Here is a 24,877-nt window from a genome sequence, read left to right as displayed (position 1 = left end):
GCAGAGTCTAACGGGACCGCAGAGTCCGTGAAAACACCACCCCCACCAGAAGGGCGATTCCGATGACGGCGATGGTCCCGCCCGTGCGATGCAGACCCGGGTCGTCGATGGTTCCGCGCATGGTCAGCTCGATGACGACGGCCGCAAGGTTGGCGCCGATGTACTGGATTGTTCGGTACAGGCCGATCGCGGTCCCGACGTCGGCGGAGGTGGTCACCGAGTTGATCAGGTTCTGGTTTCCCATGTTGTTGAAGCCGTTGGGGATGCCCAGGATCGCCGCTATCAGCAGGAGTGCCACAAGGGGAGTCGAACTGGATTCGACAAAGGCGATCAGAATCCCGCCGACAGCCAACGCGGCGGTGCCGATCAGGAGGGTGATTCGTGCGCCGAATTTCCCGTACACCCTGGACGCGGACATGGTCGCGAAGATCCCGACCGCAGCGACGGGCAGCATGAAGAGCCCGGCGCTGATCGGTGACATTCCGCGGGCTACCTGTAGCCACTGGGGGAGTCCGAAGAAGATGCAGTAGAACGCTGTGTAAGTCAGCAGGGTCCGGCCGAGAGTCATGCTCAGTGCGCGGTTTCGGGCGACGGCACGGACGTCGATGAACGCCGAGGCGGTTCGACGTTCCCACCAGACGAACAGGAACGCGAAGAGTGCGGTCGACGGGACGAGATACCACTTCGCGTGCTCGGCGAGAGACAGGAGAAAAAGCATCGTCGACGTCGTCAGGGCCAGGAACAGCGTGATACCGAGTGGGTCGAGAGACTTGAACAACGCAGCGGCGCCGGCCCGGTCGGGCAGGGCGGAGGCGCTCGGAGCGGCGAAGAAGACCCATATGGCAGTGACGACGACAAGCGGGAGGTTCACCCACATGATCGACTGCCAACCGAGTGTGCCGACCAGCAACCCGCCGAGAGTAGGCCCCAGCGCGACGACCGATTGAGCGCAAATGGTGAGTGTTGCTATAGCTGAACGGGTTTGAGCCCGGTGACGGTCAGCGTATTCGCGGATGACGGTCATCGCATTCGGATACTGTGTCGCCGTGCCGATTCCGAGCAGAATTCGCGCCGCGATAAGCCAACCCAGCGACGGGGCGAGCGAGCCGAGGATCGATCCGGCAGCGATCAGACCCAATCCCGCCAGATAGACGCGTTTGGCGCCGAGGATCGATCCGAGTCGCCCCGCCGCCGGTGCCGTGACTGCAGTCGCGATGTAGAGAGCCGAGATGACCCACGCTGTGCCCGAACTGGAACCGAAGTATGTGGCGATCGGGACGATTGCCACCGCAATCATCGACGAGTTCAGTGCCTGAAGAACGGTTCCCGAACCGAGAGCAAGACTCAGTTTCAGGGGAACGGAGGCTTGGGGTGTCGACGTTTCGACGACGGCGGTCACGGGTTCATCAGTGACTCCTCTGATATCGATGTCGATGCTGGGGACGCGCCCTGGCCTAGTCTGCGCAGGATTCGGCCGGCGATCAGAAGCAAGTCACGCTCGGCTTCGGTGCACTCGGCGTCGATGACCTCGGCCAGCCACTGCGTGCGTTTCGTTCGGTCTTCGTGAAGGGTCGACGTGCCTAGTTCGGTCATCGTGACCAAGGCCGCGCGGCCGTCCGATGGATCCGCCCTTCGCGTCACCATGCCCTGTTCCTCGAGCGCGGCCACGGTCTTTGCGATGGATTGCGGTGTGACGCGCTCGAATTTCGCCAACTCTTTTGCGGTCAACGGACCTTGTCGGTCGAGGTGGCCGAGAGCTTGGATCTGGCTCGGCGTGAGTTTGTGGTCGTGGCGTTTGGTGCGGAGACGCCGGACGAAGGCACCCAGATCGTCCCAAAGTACGTCGATCTCGTCCCGAGTCTTGCTGCGACCTTCGCCATCGTTCATTTAGACAGTCTAACTGTGTTATTTCGATGCTGCCAGCACGGTTTCGACAAAAACTGGGGAATAAACAATCGCATTAGTTGTTTAAAACCTTGGGTTTGCCGTTCATCCGTCGGCGAAGCAGTTCCGTCTGCGAGGTCGGATTATCGGAATCTCGGACACGAAAAAGCTCGGATGCGCACCCCCCTGCAGCGCACCCGAGCGGCCGAAACCATACCACTTGGTGTCTTTTGGGCATAAAGTCGGTTGTTGTCCCCCGAACAGCCGATTGCCTCTAGTACTTTTGGCGGGTATCGCTCTAGTCCTTACGTAGGGTGTGTTGGAGGGGATATTGTGAGGTTTCGGGGGATGACAGGCGCCGATCACGGCGATTCTGCGTACCAACTCTGCGAGAGGCACAACACCGTAAATGGCACGTCAACAAGAGCGTGCGCGGCGTACCCGCGCCGCCCTGGTCGAAGCGGCTGCAGTCGAATTCGCCAAGCGCGGCTATGCAGCTGCGTCGGTGAACACGATCCTCGAGGGCTCCCGCGCCACCAAAGGCGCCATGTATTTCCATTTCCAGTCCAAGGAAGAGTTGGCGCGAGCGGTTCTGACCTCGGCTATCGAAACCTTCACTGGAATCACTGATCGTTGGGCCAAGAGAACAGACCTCGATCCATTCGTCGCTTTGCACGGGCTTGTGCTCGACATTGCCGAGGTCTTCCGTACCGAGGTAATCGTGCAGGCGGAATTCCGGCTGATCATCGAGCCGGAGTTCTACAAGGATGTGCAATCGGGTGGCGGGCAGGTCTGGGGAAAGACCGCCTACGAGTTGGCATTGCGCGCCAAGGACGACGGTTTGCTCCGCGAAGACGTGGACCCGGAGAAATTCACGCGCGTACTGGCAGCGAGCCTTGCCGGCCAGCGGTACATGGCGGACCTGATTGCCTCGAGTGGTGATCTGGGTGTGTGGTTCGAGGAGTCCCTCGAAGTGGTGCTCGAAGCCATGGCCACGCCGGAGTGGTTGGAGAAGTTTCATCGCGACGGCTGGCCACAAGTGGAGTTCCCCGACGCGGAATAGTCCATTTTTCGCCCATGACCAGGCGATTTGTGATTTCCGAACGCTGTGCCATAAGCTATCCAAGCTCCCAACGGAACGCCGTTGGGGTACTAGTTCGGAGAGATCCGGCGGGCCCCCTTCGTCTAGCGGCCTAGGACGCCGCCCTTTCAAGGCGGTAGCGCGGGTTCGAATCCCGTAGGGGGTACGTTTTGCGAAAGCGAAACGATGCAGTATGGTTTGACCCGCACGACACGCTTTGAGATGCACAAATGCCAGGCCAGGACAGTGGTTTGGGAGCGGCTCGAAGATGTAGTACGGTTTCACAGCAAGGAAAAAGCAAGGCCCTGTGGCGCAGTTGGTTAGCGCGCCGCCCTGTCACGGCGGAGGTCGCGGGTTCGAGTCCCGTCAGGGTCGCAAAGCTTTGTTCTCAATCAATTGGTTGAGAACAAAGCAATGCGATAGGCATTCGGTTCGGGTGCCGTCCGGCCAGGTAGCTCAGTTGGTACGAGCGTCCGCCTGAAAAGCGGAAGGTCGCCGGTTCGATCCCGGCCCTGGCCACCATAATTCTTATCGACAAGCTCCAATCTCATGTTCTTCGAACATAAGGTTGGAGCTTTTTCGTGCTCGGATGTCAGTCGCCGTCAACCACTCGGCCTGATCATCTCAGTTGTGCGCATCCTTTGTCTCCGTGAATGTTTCCGGTCACCGGGAACGTGCTGGGCGTCACTCCACGGAGGACATCACTATTAGCCGATTGCGGCCGATCCGTGGCTGCGTCTACTGGAAGTGAGGTGGAATCTCCGTGTCGCACTCGAGATCTTGGCGCATCGGGAAAGTCAGCCGGGTCGCCGTCGCATTGCTCGGTACCGGGGTTCTGTTGGTGGGCTGCGCGAGCAACGGTGACGACAGCGGAACCGATACGACGAATACGTCGGGGGACGTCGTGACCGGCATGGTCAACGAGCAACCGGACCCAGGCGACGCGGTCGCCGGCGGGACCATGACGTACGGCGTGCAGGTTCTCGTTCCCTCACTTGACCCGACCAAGACGGCAGCGCGCGGCGGTTCCGGCGGTGAGGCCTTTGCTGCGGTGTACGACGTCCTGATGAGTTACGACACTGCGAGCGGCGAGTTCGAGCCCAAGTTGGCTGAATCGCTCGATACCAGCGATGACGGAAGCACGTGGACGTTGAAACTTCGCGACGGTGTGAAGTTCAGCGACGGTTCCGCGCTCGACGCCAACGCCGTGATTGCAAGCATCGATCGGTACAACGCGGGCAAGGGCAATGGCGCCGAGTTGTGGCTGGCTTCGGTGGAATCGGCGCAGGCAAGCGGTCCCACGACGGTCGACTTCAAGCTGAAGACGCCGTGGATGCGCTTTCCGTCGATGCTCGCTCTCGGGCACGGGATGATCGTCGCCCCGAGTTCGCAGCAAGGCGACAAGTTCACCGCCGTGGGTGCCGGACCCTTCACCGAAGATCTCTTCACGCCGAGCGTCGAGCGAATCTTCAAGGCCAACCCGTCCTACTACGGCGGTGCTCCCAAGCTGGACAAACTGCGGATGGTTGCACTCAACGGTCCGCAGGCCAATCTCGAATCATTGAACAGCGGTCAGCTCGATGTTGCCTACATTCGCGGCCTTACTTCGGCGATCAATTCCGCCAAGTCCGCTGGTTACCCCGGCTACATCGACGTGCTCAACGCCGGTAGTGCCGAGATTGTCAACAATCGTGAAGGCCGACCGGGCTCGGATGTTCGCGTTCGCCAGGCTATCGGCTACGCGCTGGACACCACGTTGATCGATCAGCGCGTGGAAAACGGTGAGGGACTGCCTGGCTCGGAGTTGTTCGGTCCGACGTCGCAATGGCACGTAGACACACCGGGTATTGCCTACGACCCCGAAAAGGCCAAGGAGCTTCTGAATCAGGCGAAGGCAGACGGATACGACGGCACTCTCGACTACGTCGTGCTCAGTGAGCCCAAGGACCACGCGATCGGCCTCGCCGTGCAGTCACTGTTGCAGGCCGTCGGGTTCGAGGTGAACTTGATCTTGGCCAACAACGCCGGCGACATCGTGCAGAACGTCTACGTCAAGCACGATTTCGACCTCGCGCACGCGGGCATCGGAATGTACGAGTCGATACTCGATCTCGGATTGTTCTCCACGACCAACAGCACCTCGATGGCGAATACTGCTGGATATGCGAACCCGGCGATGGATCAGCTGATCGCAGATCTACAACAAGCCAAGGATAATTCGTCGACCCTGGCGATCATCGGCAAGATTCAGACGCTGTGGAACGAGACGGTTCCGTCGGCGCCGATCGGCGGGCTCACGTCGTTCTGGGCTTGGCAGAAGAACGTGCACGGTGTGGTTCCGACTGCAACCGGCATCATGCTGTTCGATCAGGCATGGATGGGCGCGAAGTAGCGTTCCAGCGCACACCGAGAGCCCCGTCCGACGCGAGTCGGGCGGGGCTCTTTCGTGTCTACGTCGGCTAGCGTTGCGCAACCCTTTCGATCAGGATGATTGTATTGAAATATGTTGTAGGTCAATATGATTCGTCAAGCGCGATTTGACTTGTTCAGCGTCGCCCGCATAGATTGCATCCACCATCCAGAGTGGCTGAGAGACCTGGCTCGATGATGCCGCAGCAACCCGCTACCTAACCGCAGTGTGGGTGCTACCGCCAGGACCGATGGAGGACACATGACTGTATTTGCCGTGGGTATCGAACTGGACGGCGAGGGCACTCACCCCGCTGCCTGGCGCCGAAGCTCACATCGCCCGGATCAGTTGCTCACGGGTAAGGCTGTGCGCGATCGCGTCGCGGCTGCCGAGAATGCGGGCTTCACCTTCGCGACGTTCGACGATTCCATCCTCCCTCCGAGTGGTGACGTTGTCGGCCGCATCGATGCCGTCTCCAGGGCGTCATACGTGGCGGCGACGACCAGCACGATCGGACTGGTCCCCGTCGTCGGGACCACGTACGCCGAACCGTTCCACACCTCTTCGCAATTGGCGACATTGGACTACTCCTCGCGTGGGCGTGGCGGCTGGCTTGCTGTTCCGGTCGAAGACGATGCCGCGGCGAGGGCGTGGGGGAGGGCTCCGGTAACGACGGAGTCGGCGCGTCAGCAGGAGCAGCGGGATTCGGTTACCGTCGTGACAGATCTCTGGGATTCGTGGGAGGACGACGCCGTCGTCCGTGACTATCTCAGTGGGCGTTTCCTCGAGCGTGATCGTCTGCATTACGTCAATTTCGAGGGCGACACCTTCTCGGTGAAGGGGCCGTCAATCGTTCCGCGGCCGCCGCAAGGCCAGTTGGTGGTGTTCGGCCGCTACGGCGCCATCGAACCACACCAGGCCGATGTTGTTCTCGTTTCCGGTGATTCGGTGGAGGCCATTGCACAGTCGGCTGCCAAGGCGCGCGATGAGGGCGCGTCATTGGTGGTCGCCGAGGTCGATGTGGCATTCGATACGCCGAATCTGTCTGCGGCGCAGCGGTTGATCGAGCTGAACTCGTACGGGAATGCCGTCGTCACTGGCCGACTGCTCCTGGCTGCAGATCCGGGGGAAGCGGCCGTGGTTCTGAAGGAATTGGCCGGACACCTCGACGGTGTTCATTTCCACGCTCTCGTGATCGACGAGGACCTTCCGGTGCTGGCCAAATTCGTGCTTCCGGCGCTGTCGAAGTCCGGATTGGCGCGACGCCCGGTTCCGGGATCGACTCTGAGGGGCAACCTCGGCCTGCAGCGGCCCGCAAATCGATTCGTCCACTCCTCCTGACTTGACTTCGCGCTAAGGACATTTCGGCTATGACTGCATCACGCTCCGCCGTACCTCGACCCGACGCACACGTTCACTTCGGCGTCTTCTTCCAAGGGGTCAACCACACCACCATCTGGTCCGATTCCTCGAGCGGATCCCAGATCGACTTCGAGACGTTTCGGCGGTTGGTACTCACCGCCGAGCGAGGTCTGTTCGACGCCTTCTTCCTCGGTGAGGGCCTTCGTCTTCGCGAGCAGAACGGCAAGATTCTCGATCTGGATATCGCCGGCCGCCCCGACGCCATTGCGCAGTTGGCCGCCCTCGCCGGTATCACCGACAAGATCGGGTTGGTCGCGACACAGAACACCACGTACAACGAACCGGCCGACCTCGCCCGTCGACTCTCCGGCCTCGATCTACTTTCCGACGGACGGGCCGGCTGGAACGCGGTCACCACTGACAACGCTTGGACGGGAGAGAATTTCCGTCGCGGTGGTTTCCTCGACCACGCCCTGCGTTACGAGCGTGCCGGGCAGTTCATCGAAACTGCACGGGCACTGTGGGATTCGTGGGCCGACGACGCGATCTCGGACTCTCGCACGTCCGAGAACTGGTCGACTCCGGGAGCCGTGAGCGACGTACGCCGCCAGACTTCGCAGTTCGACATCACCGTGACGCCGACGCTTCCCCGCAGCAGACAGGGACATCCGGTCATCTTTCAAGCGGGCGATTCGCCGACTGGACGCGATTTCGCGGCGACGCACGCCGACGTCATCTTCTCGCGACACGGGACGCATTTCGACGGCGCGCTCGACTTCGCCGACGACATTCGGGCTCGGCTGCGTAGCGTCGAGCGACCGGAGGACGACGTCAAGATCCTGCCCAGCACGCAGATCGTGTTGGCGGAGAACGAGTCCGAGGTCGAAGAGAAGGCGCGGTGGGTCCTCGAAGGTCAGTTCACCGGCCAAACCGCACTGTCCCTTGTCGGATTGGTGTGGGGGAAGGACCTTTCCGACCGAGACCCGGACGGTCCACTACCGGAGGAAGATCCGGTTGCCCGCCCGGTGTCCGAGACGCGCGGTTCCGCACGAGACGGCAACGACCCCATTGCGATTGCACGTGAATGGCGGGCTCTCGCCGAGGCAAAGAATCTGTCCCTACGTCAGGTCGCCATCGAGACCTCGCAGCGTTCGGGTTTTGCGGGCACTCCGGGGCAGGTGGCAGATCAGTTGGTCCATTGGGTGCGCAACGGAGCTTCGGACGGCTTCAACATCTCGCCGTACCTGGTGCCGACCGGCCTCGACGAGATCGTGGACTGGTTGATCCCGGAACTGCAGGAGCGTGGGGCGTACCGCACCGAGTACTCCACGTCGACGCTGCGAGAGCACTTGGGGTTGCGACCGCCGCTCACGCGTCGGGCCGCGTCTGAAGCTGCGGGGTAACGGGTCCTGTCCCACACGGTCACAGCGGCGGCCGAATCCACCAAGCTCGATTCGGCCGTCCGCTGGGAGATCATCGTCTGCGTAGCCGCGGGCTTCACCACCCTTCTCGATTCGGCGGTGCTCGGAATCGGGGTTCCGTCGATCCGGGCGTCGCTGGGCGCGTCGACCTCCGAGGTGCAGTGGATCCTTGCGAGCTATTCGCTGACTTTCGGCTTGGCCCTTGTGCCGGCGGGCCGACTCGGTGACGTCGTCGGGCGTCGACGCTTGTTCTTGGCGGGGCTGAGCATTTTCGCTGTGATGGGAATCCTCGGAGCATGTGCGTCGGATCCGTCGATGATCGTGTTGGCTCGTCTTGGGCAGGGGATCGGCGCAGGCACCATCAGTTCGCAGGTGCTCGGCATCATCACCGACCGGGTGTCCGGAAAGGCTCGGGCGAAGGCGTTAGGCGCGTACAGCACCGCGGGTGGTCTGGCCGGCGTTTCCGGACCGATCCTCGGTGGCGTTCTGCTGAAGTATTCCGACGCCGACTTCGGATGGCGGTTGCTTCTCGTTCTCAACGTGCCGTTTGCCGTGATCACTCTGATTTTGGCGTTTCGCTTTCTGCGCCGTGATCGAACTACCCGATCGGGCGCATCGATCGATCCGGTTGGGCTGTGTCTGCTGGCGACTACGACCGGGCTCCTGTTGTGGCCCATCGTGACCCGAACCAGTGTCACTGTGGCTGCGGCTTTCCTGATCGGTGCGTTCGGCGCTGCCGTTGCCTTCTGGTTCTGGGAACGTCGGTACGCCGAGCGCGGCGGGACGCCGGTACTGCTTCCGTCGTTGATCGCCTCACGGGGCTTCCGGTTGGGTACGACGGTTGCACTCTTCTGGTTCGGATCCATCCTCGCCGTCAACGCGGTGCTCAGCCTCTATCTGATCGAGGGTTTGGGCTTCGCCCCGCTGAGTGCGGCGTTGATCATGACCGGTAGCTCACTCGCGATGGCATTGACGTCGGCTTTCGGATGGCGGCTGGTTGCCAGGTTCGGCCGAAGTGCGGTGGTTTTTGCCATAGTCGGCGAGATCCTTGTCATCCTCGGCTACATCGCAGCGGTCAATCTGATTCCGCGGGAACATCTGATCCCGGTGCTGGTGGTCCTGGCGGTGTTGTCGGGAGTTGCCAGCGGTTTGGTCGACGCGCCCAATCGGGTGCTGACTCTCGAATATGCACCGCCGGGCGCGAACGGTGTTGCGGCGGGTTTCCTTCAACTGTCTCAGCGCCTGTCAGCGACCATCTCGCTGGCCGCGGTATCGGGGTTGTATCTCGGTGTGCTCGGATCGTCGCCCGACGGATACGGACGTGCGTTCGGGATCGCGCTTGCCGTCTGCGTGGTCATGTTGACGCTCTCGTTGGCGGGAGCGGTGGCAGACCGACGCCGGCGAAGGACGTGACCTGGTATTTCGTGGGTCTACATGGACCTCGGGAGGCCGAGCCCGTGTGACTCATGGGACTTGTGTTACCCATGGGTTAGGAGTCGTGGGACGATACTTGTGTGGTGACCGGTCGCAGTGAAGACAAGCCCAACGGTCGCGGGAGTGGAGAGCCAGTTAACTCACCCCGTGGATCGTCGGACAAACGTGACCGCACATCGACACCCTTCCGCGCTCGAACGGCGATGTGGACGAATCGGCCACTGTTCGATTTCCATATGATCGTCGGTCTGGTCGTGCTGATCGTCGCGTTCGGACTGCTGATGGTGCTGTCGTCTTCGGGCGTCGAATCCTATGTTCTGTCCGGGACGTCCTACGCCCGCTTCTGGCCGCAGTGCATGTTCGCAGCGATCGGTTTGGTGATGTTCGTGGCGGTCGTGCGGTTGCCGACCGAAACGATGCGTAGAGCCTCACCATGGCTGCTGATCCTGTGTCTTGTTCTGCTTGTCCTGGTGCTGATTCCAGGTATCGGCTCGGAACAGATGGGTGCTCGCAGCTGGTTTGTGATCGCGGGTATTTCCTTCCAGCCGTCGGAGCTGGCCAAACTTGCTCTGGCGATCTGGTCCGCGGCGACGGTTGCGTCGTTCATGAACGCGCGGATGGATGTCAACCGTGCGCTGCCGGTGATCGGCGGTACGACGCTGCTGGTTCTGGTTCTGGTGGTGTTGGAGAAGGACCTCGGAACCACGATCACCATCGGCATCATCTTCATGTCGGTGCTGTGGTTCGGGCTGTTCCGGATGAAGACGTTCATCAGCCTCACGCTCGGTTCCGCAGTCGCATTTCTCGTGCTCGGGCTTACTGCTGGTTACCGCTCGGATCGCATCAAGGCTTTCCTCAATCCTGATCTCGACCCGCAAGGCTTGAACTTCCAGAGCACTCAGGCCAAGTACGCATTGGCTAACGGCGGCATCTTCGGTCGCGGTCTGGGGCAGTCCGACGCCAAATGGAGCTATCTCCCGCAGGCGCACAACGACTTCATTTTTGCCGTGATCGGTGAAGAATTGGGTCTGGTCGGTGCGCTGATCGTCGTTGCTCTCTTCGCCGCGGTTCTGATCGTCGGACTGCGAATCGCGAAGCGGTCCACCGATCCGTTCCTCAAGGTCATGACGGCGACGGCAACGACGTTGATCGTCGTGCAGGCGTTCATCAACATCGCCTACGTCGTTGGCCTGATTCCGGTGACCGGTCTGCAACTACCGCTCATCTCGGCGGGCGGAACGTCGATGATCACCACCTTGCTGATGTTCGGGCTCATCGCGCACGCAGCCTTCCGTGAGCCCGAGGCTGTCGCCTCGGCCGAGAGCAGCGGTCGCGGTTGGATTCCGCTGGTCTTCGGCAAGCCTCGGTTCGGCATTGCCAAGAAGCCACAGACTGACCGACGTCGGCCGCCTGCTCGCCGCGCCCAGCCGACCCCTACTGGTCAACGCCGACCGGAGCGACGGGCGCCGCAACCCGACAGGCGCCGGACTCAAGCGCCGGGCCGACGCGCACCGTCGCGCGACTGGTCGGAAGATCCACGTAGACGCGGCCGATCCGATCGGCCGCGGCGCGCTTCCTGATCTCGGCCAGTCCTACTGGCGGCCAGCTCGGAAGCGGGCAGTCATGCACCCGACGATTGCGTTGGGCGGCTACATTGGGAGTCGGCAAAACGACGTCTAATTAGGGTTGTGGACATGGCAGGTGGCGACAAGGCAGACCAGTCGGTGGTCGAACGTAGCTCGGTGACCGGACGTCGTACGACGCCGTCGCAACGAGCGCGTTTTCGCCGGATTGTCGACGCCGCAATGGAATCCGCCTCCGAAGGCGGCTACGACGCGGTGCAGATGCGATCGGTGGCCGATCGCGCCGGCGTCGCGATCGGCACTGTTTACCGGTATTTCCCGTCCAAGAACCACATGCTTGTCGTCGCATTGTTGTGGATGTTCGAGGGTTTGCGTGACAGATTCCAAGACTTTGTAATCCCGGGGGAGACTCCGTCGGACCGGATTCTGTTTGTGCTGCGCAAGAATACGGAGGTCCTCGAGACCGATCACCTCCGTTACGAAGCGTTGGTCCGGGCGTACATGTTCGCGGACGCGTCGGCGACTCCGGAACTCAACGCGCTCGGTGGGGTCGTGACCGAGATGTTCGCGAAGGCGATCGGCGTCGAGGAAGTCTCGCAACAGCAGATGGATGCGGTGAAGGTCATCGACGACGTCTGGATGTCGAGTCTGGTCTCGTGGGTTGCCGGCCGGATGACGACGGACGAGGTGATGGCGCACCTCGAACTTGCCGTGCGACTGGTCTTTCGCAAGTTGGGTGGATAGCGCTCAGACGGTGTAGCCGCCGTCGACGTTGAGCTTTTGACCGCTGATGAATCCGGCCGCGTCGCTTGCGAGGAAACATACTGCTTCGGCGATGTCGGCAGCTGATCCGAAGCGCTTCAACGGAATTCGGCTCATTGTCACGTCGAGTGCGCTCTGGTCGAGTTCGGCGGAGTTGATCAGTCGCTCCGCCATTCCGTCCGTCAACATGCCTGGTCCTACCGCGTTGAACCGAACGCCGTAGCGTCCTTCCTCTGCGGCGAATCCGCGAACAAGTTGTTCGACAGCCCCTTTGGTGCCTGCGGAGAGTCCGTCGCGCACGGGAAAACGATCCGTTGCCGCGGTTGTCACCGCTACCACCGAACCCGAAGATGCACGCAGCGCAGGCAGGGCGGTGTGGACGAGTGTGAAGAACGCCGCGGCTTCCTGGTTCAGTTGTTCGGTGAAGAACGCCGGCGTCACGCGCGAGAGGTGTGTCATCGGGACGTGCGGTCCCGCAGCGTGGACGAGGGTCGTCAATGCGCCCAGATCACTGACCGCATCGCGGACGGCGGCGCTGATCGACAGCTCGTCGGTCAAGTCGAGAGAATACGAGTGGACGAGCACGCCATGCGCTCGAATCTGCTCGCTCAGTTGCTCGGCAGCGTCCTTGTTATTTCGGTAGGTGAAGGCGACGTCGTGCCCGCGTTCGGCGAGAGTCAGGGCGATCGCCGACCCGATTCCACCGGTTCCGCCGCTGACAAAAGCGGTGCGTGCTGCGCTCACAATGCCTCCAGAGGTGTGCCGTTCATAACCTAGCAAATGCTTGGTTGGGTTCTGTCTGGGAATATATCAGTACGCGAAGGACAGGCTCAGATTGCTATCGCAACCGGACTGATCGTCCTAATCTGTTGCCATGTCCGGAGACAGTGTGCAGTTGACCGACGGGGCGCCCGGTGGGGAATCGGAACCTCACGCACCGAGTTTGAACAATCGCCTGAATTGGCTGCGTGCAGGTGTTCTGGGGGCAAACGACGGAATCGTCTCGACCGCAGGCCTCGTGGTCGGTGTCGCGGCAGCCACAACCGAGCGCTCCGCGATCTTCACGGCCGGTTTCGCTGGTCTGGTTGCCGGTGCTGTGTCCATGGCGTTGGGTGAGTACGTCTCGGTCAGCGCTCAGCGAGACACCGAACGCGCACTCCTGCAGAAGGAGAAGAAGGAACTCCTCGAGACACCGGAGGCGGAACTCCAGGAACTGACCGAGATCTACGAGAACAAGGGATTGAGTCCGGAGACGGCCCGCCGCGTCGCCGAAGAATTGACCGAGCACGATGCTTTTGCGGCACACGTCGAAGTCGAATTGGGTATCGACCCGGACGATCTCACCAATCCATGGCATGCGGCGATTTCGTCGGCAATCTCGTTCACGATCGGTGCGGCGATCCCGTTGGTCGCAATTCTGTTGCCGCCGACGGGTATCCGCGTCCCCATCGCCTTCTTTGCAGTGCTGATCGCACTTGCACTGACGGGGACGATCAGCGCGGCGCTCGGCGGAGCCCGCAAGACCAGAGCGGTGCTGAGAGTGGTGATCGGCGGCGCGCTCGCGATGGCTGTGACGTACGGAGTAGGTCAGCTGGTGGGCACGGGCCTCGCCTGACCCCTGCTGTGCGCCTTTATTAACCGCGGGGGGTTAATAAAGGCGCACAGCAATTCAGGCGCGACAGATCATAACCGGCCCTGGTGCATGGTGCAGCAGATTCTGGCTGGTCGAGCCCATCACGGCGGCGGCCATCGCACTGCGGCCATGGCTTCCGACAACTATCAACTGCGCGTCGTCGGCGTACTTGAGCATGACGGGGGCGGCGGCGCCGGGTTCACTGATGCGGGTGACCGGCACGTCAGGGTACTGATCGGCCATGCCGGCCAGGTTCTCTGCCAGCAGTGCCGATTCCTCCTGCTCGACGGCCTCCCAGTCGATGAGGATTCCCGCTCCGCCTTCGCGGAAGGTGGACGAGCCCTGCCAGGTGTGGACCGCGATAAGCGGCGCGTCGAACTGATCGGCATAACGAAACGCGTACTCGACGGCCTTCTTGCTCAACGCACTTCCGTCGACTCCGACGATGACGGGACGTTGATCCGGACCGGGATTCTCCGCCGAACCACGCCAGACAGTGACCGGACAGGTTGCGTGATTTGCCACCTTCAGTGCGGTCGATCCGAGCAGCCGCGAGCGCAGTGCACCGGATCCGGTCGACCCCATCACGATCAGGCGTGCGGTACCCGAGGATTCGAGGATGTGCGTCGACGCCGGGCCCGGTGCGATCTCGGATTCGATGGTCAGTTCCGGGAATTCAGCTGAAATCACCGCGGCGGCGGCATCGATGATCGCTTCGCCGTCTTCGCGGATCTGGCTGAGGAACTGCGACTGCAACATCACTGCAGCGGGACTGTAGATCGGGCCCTCCTGCGGCAGGGCATGCGCCAGAATCAGTCGTGAGTTCACCGCGTTCGCGACCGAGGCTGCCCACCGGGCCGCCGCCGTCGAGGCCTCGGATCCGTCGATACCGGCGACGACGTCCTGGTGTCCTGCAAGTGTGTTCATGTCTACTCCTCTGAAATGATCGAGATCGGTCGACTGGTTGCAGCCTGGTCACCAGAGTGACGACGCTGATTTGACGGCTTCCTTCCACGTCTTGCGGAGCAGTGTTGATTGCCCGTCGGCGATTTCCAGTTCTCGTCGGTAGGCCATGCCCAATCCGAAACTGGTGAGCGAGGTGTGCTCCTGCTCCGCAGCAATTTCGAGCAGGTGATGTTGGGCTACAACGGAATCCTGATGCTCGCCGAGAACATCCTGGAAGTGGCTGAAATGCTTCAAGGCGCGCTTGGCCCGGCTCTTCGACACCGGTTCCATGACCTCGATCGCGTACTTCATCCGCTTGGCGCCCTTGCGTGCGCGGTGCATTCGCTCGTCACGCTCGGTGCGGGTATCGGCATCGAAGACGTGATCGACTCGCTTACCGACCTTGTGAGCTAGATGGCGCAGGGTATGCGCCAGCTCTCGTGCCGACGCCTTTTTTCCTACACGGTGGGCGGCAGTGTCGAATTCGAGGTCGCCGACGTACTCGTCGAGTCGATCGAGCAGTGTGGTGTAGCGCTCGGAATCGAGCGCTTCGAGGGCGGTTTCCTGCGCGGTTTCACCGCGGGCCGAGAAGTACTCGTCGATTCGAGCGCGCACTGCTTCTCGCTCGGGCATCTCGTCGATTTCACCGAGTCGTTCCACAAGACGCTCCCACTGGACCTCGACGTCGCGGGCGTCACCGAACTTTCCACCGATCCACCGAAGATCCGTGATGAGATCGTCGGTCTTGGGGGAGTGACCGGCGTACGACTGTAGAGCGCTGCGGATACGACGTGCTGCGACCCGGAAGTCGTGAACGGCTTCGTCGTCGGCGCGGCGCGTGCCGAGATCCGCGGCGACCAGTGCGCGCAGTTGTTCGATGAGGTAATTACGCAACAGAATTCGCGGATTCGACGCTTTGCCAGTGGTGACCTCGTGGCCGACGTATGGAGTGACCGAAGTGCCCAGTGCTCGTTTGAGTTTGGACGGACTCGCAGAACGCTCGAGCCCCGCGTCCAGTAGAACCGACTCGATTGCATCGGCCAGGGCTTGCCCGCCTGCGCCTTGTTCGACCTCGACTTCCTGCCACGTCGACTCACCGGAACCGTCTGCCTTGCAGGCGATGACGGTGTCGGAGACCACTTCGGCAAGCAGAACACCGTTTTCGCCGTTGAGTCTGGTGCGCTCCCGATCGGTGATGATCAGGGCGACCGGCACCAGATCGTGACCGCGGATGACCGCCCGGATCAGACTCGCCAGCGGCGAGGGCACATCGGTGCTCTCGTCCGGGGGAAGGTGGATTTCGGTTCTAGTGTCCTCGCCTGCGGGAAGTTTCATGTGCCACCCCGCGTCGTCGCCGCCCTCACGCTTGCGCAGCGTGATCTTCTCGGCGAGTAACCGGTAGTCGGCGGTGTCGAAGTAGGTGGCAGAGAGCTGTATCGAGTCGTGGACCGGTTCGCCGACGACACCGGGAAGTCCACCCAGCGCGGGAACTTCCTGCTCGGCCGGCGCCTCGTACTTGCGCTCGATCTCCCGTACGGCTTCGGGTACGACGGCGGTCTTGCTCATCTGGTCTCCTCTTGCGGTGCGGTCTGCGCTTCCATCCTCCCGGTATCGGAGGCGCAGTGGAAGGGTCCGGGGTCCCTACGGCGAGTCGCCACGGCCTGATTCGTCCGGCCAGGACAGGGTCCGCCGACTTTCGAACCGTTGCAGCCGGCCGGTCGTGGGATCCTCGAACTCGAGAACCTTCGACAGCAGGCGCAGCGGGTTCGAATAATCCTCTGCGGCAACGTCGTAGAAGTCGGGATAGAAGTTGTCGCCGTGGATCGGGAGCCCGAGCGAGGTCATGTGCAGGCGAAGTTGATGGGTCTTGCCGGTATGGGGAATCAACCGGTACCGCGCGAAGCCGTCTCGCGTCTCGATCAGTTCGATCCGCGACTCGCTGTTGGGTTCGCCCTCGATCTCCGCGGCCTTGAGCACGCCCCTTTCTTTCACGATGCGACTGCGCACGACCGCGGGAGTGCTCACCTGCGCGTCGTAACGCGCGATGGCCTCGTATTCCTTGGTGACGCGGCGGTCGGCGAACATGGTCTGATAGCCGCGCCGGGCCGCCTGATGCACGGTGAACAGCAGCAGTCCTGCCGTGACGCGGTCGAGGCGATGCGCTGGACTCAACTCCGGCAGATCGAGATCCCGACGCAACCGCACCAAGGCCGATTCGGCGATGTATCGCCCGCGTGGCGTGCTCGCGAGAAAGTGCGGCTTGTCCACGACCAGGATGTTTTCGTCCCGGTAGAGGATGTCGATCTCGAACGGCACCCGCGCTTCGACCGGAGCGTCGCGGTACAGGTAGACGAAACGCCGGGGAGCGAAAGCGCTCGCCTCGGTGATCGCGACGCCCTTCTCGTCGACGACCTCCCTGGCTGCGACTTTCTCCCGTAGGCGGACGGCGTCCTGGGGAAACCGTTCGAGCAGATAGTCGAGCGTCGTCGCCCACATGCCGTCGTCTGGCTGACGGATGCGACTCGGGTTCAGGCCGTCGCGGACGGGAAGGGGAGATCGTGACACATCTTCAAAGCTAGCCGTCCGGGCGGCATCGAGACCTATTGACGACATATGGGACGGAAGTTACTATCCGGTAAGTTCGTGACGCCGGTCACTGTCGTGGGGGCAGGGCTGGGTCATCACAACAGAAAATTGGGGTTTTCGTGAGGACACGACTTCTACGTCGAAGGTCGACAACGATTGCGGTGGGGCTGTGCGTCGTGGGATTGACGGTGCCGAGCGCTGTCGCTTCCGCGGATCCGACGGGAGGGTCGGACGGACAGGCCTGGCTCGCGGCCACGGAGGCTGCGCCGCAGTATCCGGGCGTCTCCGTCGAGTGGGACGTACCCATCACGATGAGTGACGGCACGGTTCTGCAGGCAAATGTGTACCGACCGGCGGATGCGTCCGGGCGCGCTGTGGAATCGAAGGCGCCTTCGGTTCTCAACATAACTCCGTACACGAAACTGCTGGACACGTTGGTGGATTCAGCTCTGTCGATCCCGCAGGTGGGTGAGACGTTGATGGACGTGGCGAACTCGCTCGACCTCGCGGCGCCGTTCGACGGAGTCTCGGAGTTGACGGGCGTCATTGCCGGCGGAGGCGCCAGGGTTCTCGGCGTCAACCGTGATCTGGTCCAGAACGGATACACGCAGGTAGTGGTCGACGCACGTGGAACCGGCTTCTCCCAAGGTAATTGGGACGTGCTCGGCAAGCGCGAGCAACAGGATTCGGTCGAAGTCATCGATTGGATGAGCAAGCAGGGGTGGTCCGACGGCAAGGTGGGGATGGCCGGAATCTCGTACTCCGCGATCAACTCCGTACAGGCCGCGAGTAACAATCCGCCTGCGTTGAAGGCAATCTTCCCAGTCGAACCCGGCAACGATCTGCTACGCGACATCGTCGGAACCGGTGGCGGACTCGGGGTCGGGTTCATGCCGTTGTGGCTGACCGCGGTCAACGGGCTCAAACTCATTCCGAACGTTCAGGACATCCTGCAAGGCAACTTCGATCCACTGTGGTTGGCGAGCCGCCTCGAGGATCCCGGCACCCTGATTCCTGAACTGGTACAAGCGATGACGGCCCAGAGAATCGAGGACGTGTCACCGTCGACTCTGCAAGTCGCACAGGACGGTCAGTTCTATCAGGACCGATCCGCTGACGTCGGCAACATCACTGTTCCGACGATGGTCTACGGCGGTTGGCACGACATCTTCGCCAACAGCGAGCCGCGGATCTACAACGGAATCGATCTGCCGGCGGGGCAGAAGCAGTTGATCATGGGCAACGGCTATCACGTCACTCCCGGTGGAGGATTCGGCAAGGACGGTGCGCCGCCTCGCCTCGACGTACTCGAACGCGCGTGGTTCGACAAGTGGCTCAAGGGCATCGACAACGGAATCGAGCGATACGGTCCGGTGACGATGTTCCAGCAAGGTGGCGGATGGATCACGGATGATCAGTTCCCGCGAGCGGGCGCGACGTACGAGCGTATGTATCTGAACTCCGCGCCCAGCGGAACTGCCGCCCATGCGGCCTACGACGGTTCACTGACCAGTGACCAGCCCAGTGCCGCAGCGCGATTGACAGTCGCACCCGGACTGCGAGGCTTCTGCTCCGGTGACGGAACTCAGGGCACTGCCGGGATCTCCGTGGTGCTCGGTGCGTCGTGTTCCAAGGATTCCCGATTCCAGGAAGCGGAGGGTCTGACGTTCACCGGTGAGGCAGTCACGGAGCCGACCTCACTCTCGGGCCCGATCAACGTCCACCTCGAGACAGTCCTGGACGCGACGGACGGATTCTGGGCAGCGACGGTCAACGACGTAGCGCCGGACGGAACATCGAGACCGATCACGAACGGCGCTCTGACTGCGTCGCTCCGGGCGGTCGACGATTCCAAGAGCACTCGCTCGGCCAACGGTGACTACAGTGAACCGCACCACTATCTGACGATCGACACGCGTCAGCCGGTGGTTCCCGGTGAGGTCACCGCCGTCGACATCAAGATGCTCCCGACGGACGCAGTGCTACAACCCGGTCACCGGCTCCGCGTCGACGTCTACGCTGCCAGCGTGCCGCGATACCTGGCGCTCGGGCCGATGCTTGCCGACAGCCAACTGAAGCCGCAGCACATCGAATTGGCTGCGGATCGGCCGAGCTTCGTCAACGTTCCGTTCGTAGGGGGTCGCTGACCCGGACTGGATCGGCGGCGTGAGAACCTGCGGGCTCGCGGACGTTCTGCGAAGATCGTCCGATGACAGAATCCCGACTCTCCGCCGCCGTCCACGATCGTCTGGACGGACTTCTGGATCCGGTGGACGAGCGGCTCGCGGCCCAGTACCCGGGAAACCGTGACGAGATCCAGCCCGTGCACACGATTTACGTCAGTGCCGCGGATGCAACCGTCGACACCCCTCGTCTCTGGGGTGAGCAGGCGATCGCGCTGCTCGATTCCCATGCGCATGTGTTCGCCGATCTCGACACGGAGAATGCGCTCGCAGCTGTGCGAGTTCAACTCGGCCGCAAGCCGGTCCAAGACTTTCGGATCGATTTCGAGGACGGGTACGGACGCCGCAGCGACGAAGAAGAAGACGCAGCAGCGACGTCGGCCGGGCGGACACTTGCAGCGTTGAGCGCTGATCCTGCCGGGCCGAACTGGGGCGGCATCAGGTTCAAAGGGCTGCCGGCCGGTGAGCGTCGACGCTCGATCAGGACGCTCGAGCTTGTGCTCGACGCGGCCGGCGGAGTGCCGGACGGATTTGTCTTCACCGTTCCCAAACTGCGCGCGGTGGAGCAGGTCACGGCGACGGTGGCGCTCTGCGAAGAACTGGAGAAGGCGCACGGACTCGAGACCGGTTCGCTTCGGTTCGAGCTGCAGATCGAGAGCCCGCAGGCGGTCATCGCTGCCGACGGAACTGTGGCAGTTGCTCAGGCCATCCATCGCGGTGCCGGCCGTCTGACCGGTTTGCATTACGGCACTTACGATTACAGTGCGGCTTGCGGAATTGCATCGCGTCATCAGTCGCTCGAACATCCGGTGGCAGACCACGCAAAGGCTCTCATGTTGGCTGCTGCCGCGCAGACCGGCGTCTGGGTGTGCGACGGGTCAACTCAGGTCGCGCCCGTCGGGAGCGCCACGGCGATCCGCGACGCGATCACTCGGCACCATCGTCTCGTCACGCGGTCCCTTGAACGCGGTTACTACCAGGGGTGGGACATGCACCCCGGGCATCTGGTCACCCGCTGGCTCGCCACGTTCGGCTTCTACCGCAACGCACTCGGCGCCGCTGCCCCGCGCATCCAGTCGTACCTGGGGCGCCAAGGTGGCGACGTGATGGACGAACCTGCAACTGCCCAGGCGCTGGCAGCGGTGGTACTGCGCGGGCTCGACGCGGGGGCTTATCCAGAATCCGACGTTCTCCGGCTCGCCCCGAGCGCGGACACCAACGCACTCCACCACCTCGTAGGACGCACCACACCGATCACAGGAGAACACTGACCGATGAGCACCACCGAATTCACCTTGCTGCCCGACCTGGCACTGCGCACCCTCGGCGGAGCCGTCATCTGGGCGAACGACGAGGCATTCGCCGAGCGCGAGGCCCTGATCCGACCAGGTAAAGCCGGATACCAGCCGGCGACGTTCGGACACAAGGGGCAGGTGTACGACGGTTGGGAGACGCGTCGTCGCCGTGTGGCAGGTCATGACGAGGCGATCGTGCGCCTCGGTGTTCCTGGAGTGGTGCGGGGCGTCGTGGTCGACACCGCGTGGTTCAAGGGCAATTACCCGCCCGAGATCTCGGTGGAAGCAATCTCCGTCGACGGGTATCCGGATCCCGTCGACCTGGCCGGATCCGGCGAGTGGACAACCATCGTCGAACGCTCGACCGTGCACGGTGACTCGGAGAATCCGTTCTCGGTGGTTTCGGAGGATCGATGGACGCACGTCAAGCTGACCATTTATCCGGACGGCGGCGTTGCGAGATTCCGTGTTCACGGTGAAGCGCGGCCAGACCCGCGTTTCCTCGATGCCGGGCCGTTGGACCTCGCAGCACTCGAAAACGGTGGCCGCGTGACCGATTGCTCCAACATGTTCTACAGCTCACCGCAGAACATTCTGTTCCCCGGCCGCGCTGCTTCGATGGGGGACGGGTGGGAGACCGCCAGGCGCCGCGACGACGGAAACGACTGGGTGCAAGTACAACTCGCGGGTGAAGGCGTGTTGAGTTTCGTCGAGATCGACACCTCGTACTTCCTCGGAAACAGTCCAGGTGAGGGCGCTCTGACCGGCCGAACTCCGGAAGGGGAGTGGATCGAACTGTTGCCGCGTACGACGCTGCGTCCGGACACGCGCCATCGCTTTCCGATCGATTCCGAAGTTCCGGTCACCGATGTCCGTCTGGACATCTTCCCGGACGGTGGCCTGGCGCGGCTGAGAGTATTCGGCGTACTCACCGACGCTGCTCGCGCTGTGATCTCCGGGCGCTGACGGTAAAGTTGTTGCCATGAGCGACTATCCGCGCGACGACTATCCCCGGGACATGGTGGGGTACGGCCCTCATCCGCCGCATCCGCACTGGCCCGGCGACGCGCGGATAGCGGTTCAGTTCGTACTCAACTATGAAGAGGGAGCCGAGAACAACGTCCTCGACGGGGACGCGGCCTCGGAGACTTTTCTGTCGGAAATGACTCCGGCGGAGGCATTTCCGAATCGACACATGAGCATGGAATCGCTGTACGAGTACGGCTCCCGGGCCGGGTTGTGGCGTGTCCTGCGGACCTTCGAGCGGCGAAACCTGCCTCTCACGGTCTTTGCGGTGGCGCGGGCAATGCAGCGTAACCCGGAAGCAGTCAGTGCTTTTCAGGAGTTGGGTCACGAGATCGCGTGTCACGGATTACGTTGGAAGTCTTACCAATCCGTGGACATCGAGCGTGAACGCGCCGACATGACCGAGGCAGTCCAGATTCTGCAAGATCTGACGGGTTCGGCGCCTCTCGGTTGGTATACCGGACGCGATTCACCGAACACCCGCGAATTGGTGGTCGAGCACGGCGGCTTCGACTACGACTCCGATTCGTACGCCGACGATCTGCCGTACTGGGTAGACGTTCCGCGTGGCACAGAGTCGGTGAAGCATCTCGTCGTTCCGTACACGCTCGATACCAACGACATGCGTTTCGCCTCTCCAGCAGGATTTCCCAGCGGCGATCAGTTCTTTGCGCACCTACGTGACGCCTTCGACGTGCTGTATGCGGAGGGAACGGCCGGATCACCGAAGATGCTCTCCGTCGGGTTGCACTGCCGCATAGTCGGACGCCCTGCCCGAGCTGCCGCCCTCGAGCGTTTCCTGGACCATGTGCAGTCACACGAAAAGGTCTGGATCTCGCGGCGAATCGACATCGCCGAGCACTGGAAGACCATTCACCCCGCGTAATGCGGGGCTATTTGCGCGCCTCGATCAGAAATCGACTCGAGTACGCGACAAAAGATCCGTCTCGACGGATCTGCTGATCGAGTTCCCGGAGCCGGTCCAGATACTGCGCGACGGTGAATCCCGGAACCATCCAGATCACCTTGCGTAAGAAGTAGACAACGGCGCCGATATCGAAGAATTCCATGCGCAGACGCTCGAAACGAAGGTCGACGACGGTGAGCCCGGCCGAAATCGCGTCGGCGCTTTCGTCCTCGTAGTGCCGTCCGCGACGAGCCTGCGGCTGAGGACCGAGGAAGAACTCGACGAGTTCGAACACGCTGGCGTGACCGACATGTTGAGCGAAGTACGTTCCTCCCGGTTCGAGTACCCGAGCGATCTCGGCCCACCACACCGTCGCAGGGTGTCGACTGGTCACCAGATCGAAAGCCGAATCGGCAAACGGTAGCGGTGGCTCGTCCGGATCCGCGACCACCACCACACCTCGGGGACGCAGAAGCGCGGTGGCCTTGGTTACGTTCGGTGGCCAGGATTCGGTTGCCGCCATCACCGGCGGGAGTGTCGGTGCAGCGGCGAGGACTTCGCCGCCGCCGGTCTGGATGTCCAGCGCAGCGCCGGCACCACCGAGACGTTCACCCATCAACCTCTGATACCCCCACGACGGACGCTGCTCCGTGGCGCGCCCGTCGAGCCACGAGAAGTCCCACCCGTCGACGGAGGCGGATTCGGCTTCGGCGACAAGTTCCTCGAAACTTCGTGACGTCCTCTCAGGCGTTCCTTGCGACATCACATCATCATCGTCGCGGAGCGTCGACGGTGCCAGTTTTTTACGGCTACTTCGGGGTGGCACCGAGCATCGGTGCGAGTTGTGTGGCAATCGGGTTCAGGTTGAGCTTGTCCGGGTCCACCTTGGGCTTGCTGTCCCACGGTTGCGAGGTGTTCGGGTCGGCGAACGCGATGCGGTTGGCGCTCCGAACTCCCGTTTCGCTGCCCTGGGGTGCCTGGCAGTTGGCGGCTGTGTTCAACGGGAAGTTCTGCGTCGTGTCGTCGAAGTTCGGGTCCTTGCGCTTCATCTCGTCGAGGATCGCCATGGTCCCTTCGTAACCGACGGTGCACGAGAGCGGGTTGTTGGTCTCGAGTACCAAGCCCAGATGTACTGTGCCGTCTCCCGGTGCAACGGTGGGCGCCGCCCCGGCGAGGGCAGGCAGGAAGAGCAGGAAGGGCTGCAGCGAGGGCAGTGTCGGGGCGGCTGCCGCTGCAACGGCGGAGAGGTTGGAGAGGTTGGTCGTGAGCGCGGGGCCGGCTTCGGTGACGAGAGAGCCGACTTGTTCGCTGGCCGGTATGCCGTTGTCGATCACGCGTCGGATGTCGGGGTCGCTGGTGCGCAATTGCGCAGCCAGTGCGTCGAGGTCGGTGCTGAACTGCTTGATCGCCGACGATTGATCGGACTGGGTCGTGAGTACCGTCTGGCTGTCGCGGATCAGTCCGAGGGTCTGGGGAAGAGTGTCGAGGCCCGACTGGGAAATCCCCGACAGCGAGTCGGCAAGTACCTGCAGATCTTCGCCCTTGCCGTTGAATGCCGCGCCGAGTTCCTTCGCGACGGTGTGGAGTGCGTCGACCGGAACGGAGTGCACCAGACCGTTCGCGCTGGTCAAGACGTTCTCGATGGGGATCGGCGTGGTGGTCTCGCCCACGGCGATCACCGAGCCGTCTTCGAGGAACGGGCCCTGGTCGGTATCGGGCTGAAGGTCGACGTACTGCTCACCGATGGCTGAGCGATTGGCCACCACGGCTCGCGCGGATGCGGGAATCTGTGGAGCACTGCTGTCGATCAACAGGTCGACTTCGATTCCGTCGGACGTGAGCGACATGTCGCCGACGCGTCCGACGGGTACCCCGCGATAGGTCACTTCGGCGTTGGTGAAGATGCCACCGGACGTCGCCAGTTCGGTTTTGACCGTGTATTGGCCGAATCCCAGAAGATTGTCCAGCCGTACGTATTTCGCTCCGACATAGATCAAACCCAGGAGTGCAACCACGACGAGTGCGACCAGCTGCCACTTGGCGAGCTTCGACATCACCATGTGGGGACGGCCCTGAACTGATGCGGTGTGTTCATGGTTCGACTCCCGAATGACTAGCCGGGTACGGCTGGTGTTGAGCGAATTGTGTTCACCCGCGAGCATTCTCGGGCGAACCGGAAACTTCCGGCAATTCGTTGTTGGCGATAACTATAAACAAGTCGTCACAGATAGAAAGTCGGCGCTGAGATTTCCGCAGGTCGTCGAAACGTAAGTGGCACAGCTCACTTCAAATGCGTCGATGTGACGTACGTAGCTTTGCGTCCGAATCGGGCTTGACTTCGCCAAACATATCCATAAAAGTAGAT

20 protein-coding genes, 3 tRNA genes and 1 riboswitch are annotated in these 24,877 nt (G+C 62.2%); of the genes, 15 read left to right on the top strand and 8 right to left on the bottom strand.

Annotated elements, in window-relative coordinates; all coding sequences use genetic code 11:
- Positions 1–7: 7 nt before the first annotated feature.
- Together FEZ59_RS08725 and FEZ59_RS08720 are read right to left on the bottom strand one after the other, a co-directional pair.
- A complete protein-coding gene (locus tag FEZ59_RS08725) occupies positions 8–1,399 on the bottom strand; it encodes an MFS transporter (RefSeq protein WP_134999846.1) in 1,392 nt (463 codons plus the stop codon).
- Positions 1,396–1,887: a MarR family transcriptional regulator gene (locus tag FEZ59_RS08720; RefSeq protein WP_021345391.1), complete on the bottom strand. Its 492-nt coding sequence runs from the start codon at positions 1,885–1,887 to the stop codon at positions 1,396–1,398. Before FEZ59_RS08720 ends, FEZ59_RS08725 begins: the two co-directional genes overlap by 4 nt.
- Positions 1,888–2,293: 406 nt before the next feature.
- Here FEZ59_RS08720 and FEZ59_RS08715 point away from each other — a divergent pair, with 406 nt between their 5' ends.
- From FEZ59_RS08715 to FEZ59_RS08670, 10 genes are all read left to right on the top strand, one after another.
- On the top strand, positions 2,294–2,947 hold the full coding sequence (locus tag FEZ59_RS08715) for a TetR family transcriptional regulator (protein ID WP_019745065.1): 654 nt from the start codon (positions 2,294–2,296) through the stop codon (positions 2,945–2,947).
- A 111-nt stretch (positions 2,948–3,058) separates the two neighbouring features.
- Positions 3,059–3,131, top strand: a tRNA-Glu gene (locus FEZ59_RS08710).
- Positions 3,132–3,266: 135 nt separating this feature from the next.
- A tRNA-Asp gene (locus tag FEZ59_RS08705) sits at positions 3,267–3,340 on the top strand.
- A 70-nt stretch (positions 3,341–3,410) separates the two neighbouring features.
- Positions 3,411–3,487, top strand: a tRNA-Phe gene (locus FEZ59_RS08700).
- 241 nt (positions 3,488–3,728) lie between these two features.
- Entirely contained in the window at positions 3,729–5,357 is a 1,629-nt protein-coding gene (locus FEZ59_RS08695; protein ID WP_019745064.1) for an ABC transporter substrate-binding protein, read from the top strand.
- A gap of 179 nt (positions 5,358–5,536) precedes the next feature.
- A riboswitch (SAM riboswitch) is annotated at positions 5,537–5,632 on the top strand.
- 4 nt (positions 5,633–5,636) lie between these two features.
- On the top strand, positions 5,637–6,716 hold the full coding sequence (locus FEZ59_RS08690; protein ID WP_134999845.1) for an LLM class flavin-dependent oxidoreductase: 1,080 nt from the start codon (positions 5,637–5,639) through the stop codon (positions 6,714–6,716).
- Positions 6,717–6,745: 29 nt separating this feature from the next.
- Entirely contained in the window at positions 6,746–8,140 is a 1,395-nt protein-coding gene (locus FEZ59_RS08685) for an NtaA/DmoA family FMN-dependent monooxygenase (protein WP_134999844.1), read from the top strand.
- A gap of 69 nt (positions 8,141–8,209) precedes the next feature.
- Positions 8,210–9,571: an MFS transporter gene (locus FEZ59_RS08680; protein WP_164840885.1), complete on the top strand. Its 1,362-nt coding sequence runs from the start codon at positions 8,210–8,212 to the stop codon at positions 9,569–9,571.
- Positions 9,572–9,795: 224 nt separating this feature from the next.
- Positions 9,796–11,172: a putative lipid II flippase FtsW gene (gene ftsW / locus FEZ59_RS08675; protein ID WP_042952802.1), complete on the top strand. Its 1,377-nt coding sequence runs from the start codon at positions 9,796–9,798 to the stop codon at positions 11,170–11,172.
- 108 nt (positions 11,173–11,280) lie between these two features.
- Positions 11,281–11,919 (top strand): TetR family transcriptional regulator, encoded by a 639-nt coding sequence (locus tag FEZ59_RS08670; protein ID WP_020723603.1) that lies wholly within the window; start codon positions 11,281–11,283, stop codon positions 11,917–11,919.
- Between the two features lie 3 nt (positions 11,920–11,922).
- Here the strand turns inward: FEZ59_RS08670 and FEZ59_RS08665 are convergent, their stop codons facing one another.
- Positions 11,923–12,681, bottom strand: a complete 759-nt coding sequence (locus FEZ59_RS08665; RefSeq protein ID WP_021332128.1) for an SDR family oxidoreductase — start codon at positions 12,679–12,681, stop codon at positions 11,923–11,925.
- A 130-nt stretch (positions 12,682–12,811) separates the two neighbouring features.
- On the opposite strand from FEZ59_RS08665, the gene FEZ59_RS08660 reads away from it, so the two are divergent.
- A complete protein-coding gene (locus FEZ59_RS08660; RefSeq protein WP_021332129.1) occupies positions 12,812–13,552 on the top strand; it encodes a VIT family protein in 741 nt (246 codons plus the stop codon).
- 54 nt (positions 13,553–13,606) lie between these two features.
- Here FEZ59_RS08660 and FEZ59_RS08655 read toward each other — a convergent pair whose 3' ends face one another.
- The 3 genes from FEZ59_RS08655 to FEZ59_RS08645 all read right to left on the bottom strand — a co-directional run bounded on the left by FEZ59_RS08655 (position 13,607) and on the right by FEZ59_RS08645 (position 17,080).
- Positions 13,607–14,497 (bottom strand): universal stress protein, encoded by an 891-nt coding sequence (locus FEZ59_RS08655; RefSeq protein ID WP_019745056.1) that lies wholly within the window; start codon positions 14,495–14,497, stop codon positions 13,607–13,609.
- 48 nt (positions 14,498–14,545) lie between these two features.
- Positions 14,546–16,081, bottom strand: coding sequence for a CYTH and CHAD domain-containing protein (locus tag FEZ59_RS08650; RefSeq protein WP_134999843.1), 1,536 nt, complete (start codon positions 16,079–16,081; stop codon positions 14,546–14,548).
- A gap of 75 nt (positions 16,082–16,156) precedes the next feature.
- On the bottom strand, positions 16,157–17,080 hold the full coding sequence (locus tag FEZ59_RS08645) for a pseudouridine synthase (RefSeq protein ID WP_021345384.1): 924 nt from the start codon (positions 17,078–17,080) through the stop codon (positions 16,157–16,159).
- A gap of 140 nt (positions 17,081–17,220) precedes the next feature.
- Here FEZ59_RS08645 and FEZ59_RS08640 point away from each other — a divergent pair, with 140 nt between their 5' ends.
- The 4 genes from FEZ59_RS08640 to puuE all read left to right on the top strand — a co-directional run bounded on the left by FEZ59_RS08640 (position 17,221) and on the right by puuE (position 22,491).
- Positions 17,221–19,248, top strand: a complete 2,028-nt coding sequence (locus FEZ59_RS08640) for a CocE/NonD family hydrolase (RefSeq protein ID WP_021332131.1) — start codon at positions 17,221–17,223, stop codon at positions 19,246–19,248.
- 62 nt (positions 19,249–19,310) lie between these two features.
- Positions 19,311–20,555 (top strand): aldolase/citrate lyase family protein, encoded by a 1,245-nt coding sequence (locus FEZ59_RS08635; protein WP_021332132.1) that lies wholly within the window; start codon positions 19,311–19,313, stop codon positions 20,553–20,555.
- 3 nt (positions 20,556–20,558) lie between these two features.
- Positions 20,559–21,545, top strand: coding sequence for an allantoicase (gene alc, locus FEZ59_RS08630; protein ID WP_020970582.1), 987 nt, complete (start codon positions 20,559–20,561; stop codon positions 21,543–21,545).
- Positions 21,546–21,561: 16 nt separating this feature from the next.
- A complete protein-coding gene (gene puuE / locus FEZ59_RS08625) occupies positions 21,562–22,491 on the top strand; it encodes an allantoinase PuuE (protein ID WP_021332133.1) in 930 nt (309 codons plus the stop codon).
- Between the two features lie 7 nt (positions 22,492–22,498).
- On the opposite strand, the gene FEZ59_RS08620 is transcribed toward puuE, so the two are convergent.
- Positions 22,499–23,275: a class I SAM-dependent methyltransferase gene (locus FEZ59_RS08620; RefSeq protein WP_019745049.1), complete on the bottom strand. Its 777-nt coding sequence runs from the start codon at positions 23,273–23,275 to the stop codon at positions 22,499–22,501.
- A 46-nt stretch (positions 23,276–23,321) separates the two neighbouring features.
- Entirely contained in the window at positions 23,322–24,569 is a 1,248-nt protein-coding gene (locus FEZ59_RS08615; protein ID WP_031330861.1) for an MlaD family protein, read from the bottom strand.
- Positions 24,570–24,877: the final 308 nt, after the last annotated feature.

Origin of the sequence: Rhodococcus sp. MS13, from assembly GCF_013277835.1 — a bacterium.
GTDB lineage: Bacteria > Actinomycetota > Actinomycetes > Mycobacteriales > Mycobacteriaceae > Rhodococcus_F > Rhodococcus_F erythropolis.
This window is presented reverse-complemented; position numbering and strand designations above follow the sequence as displayed.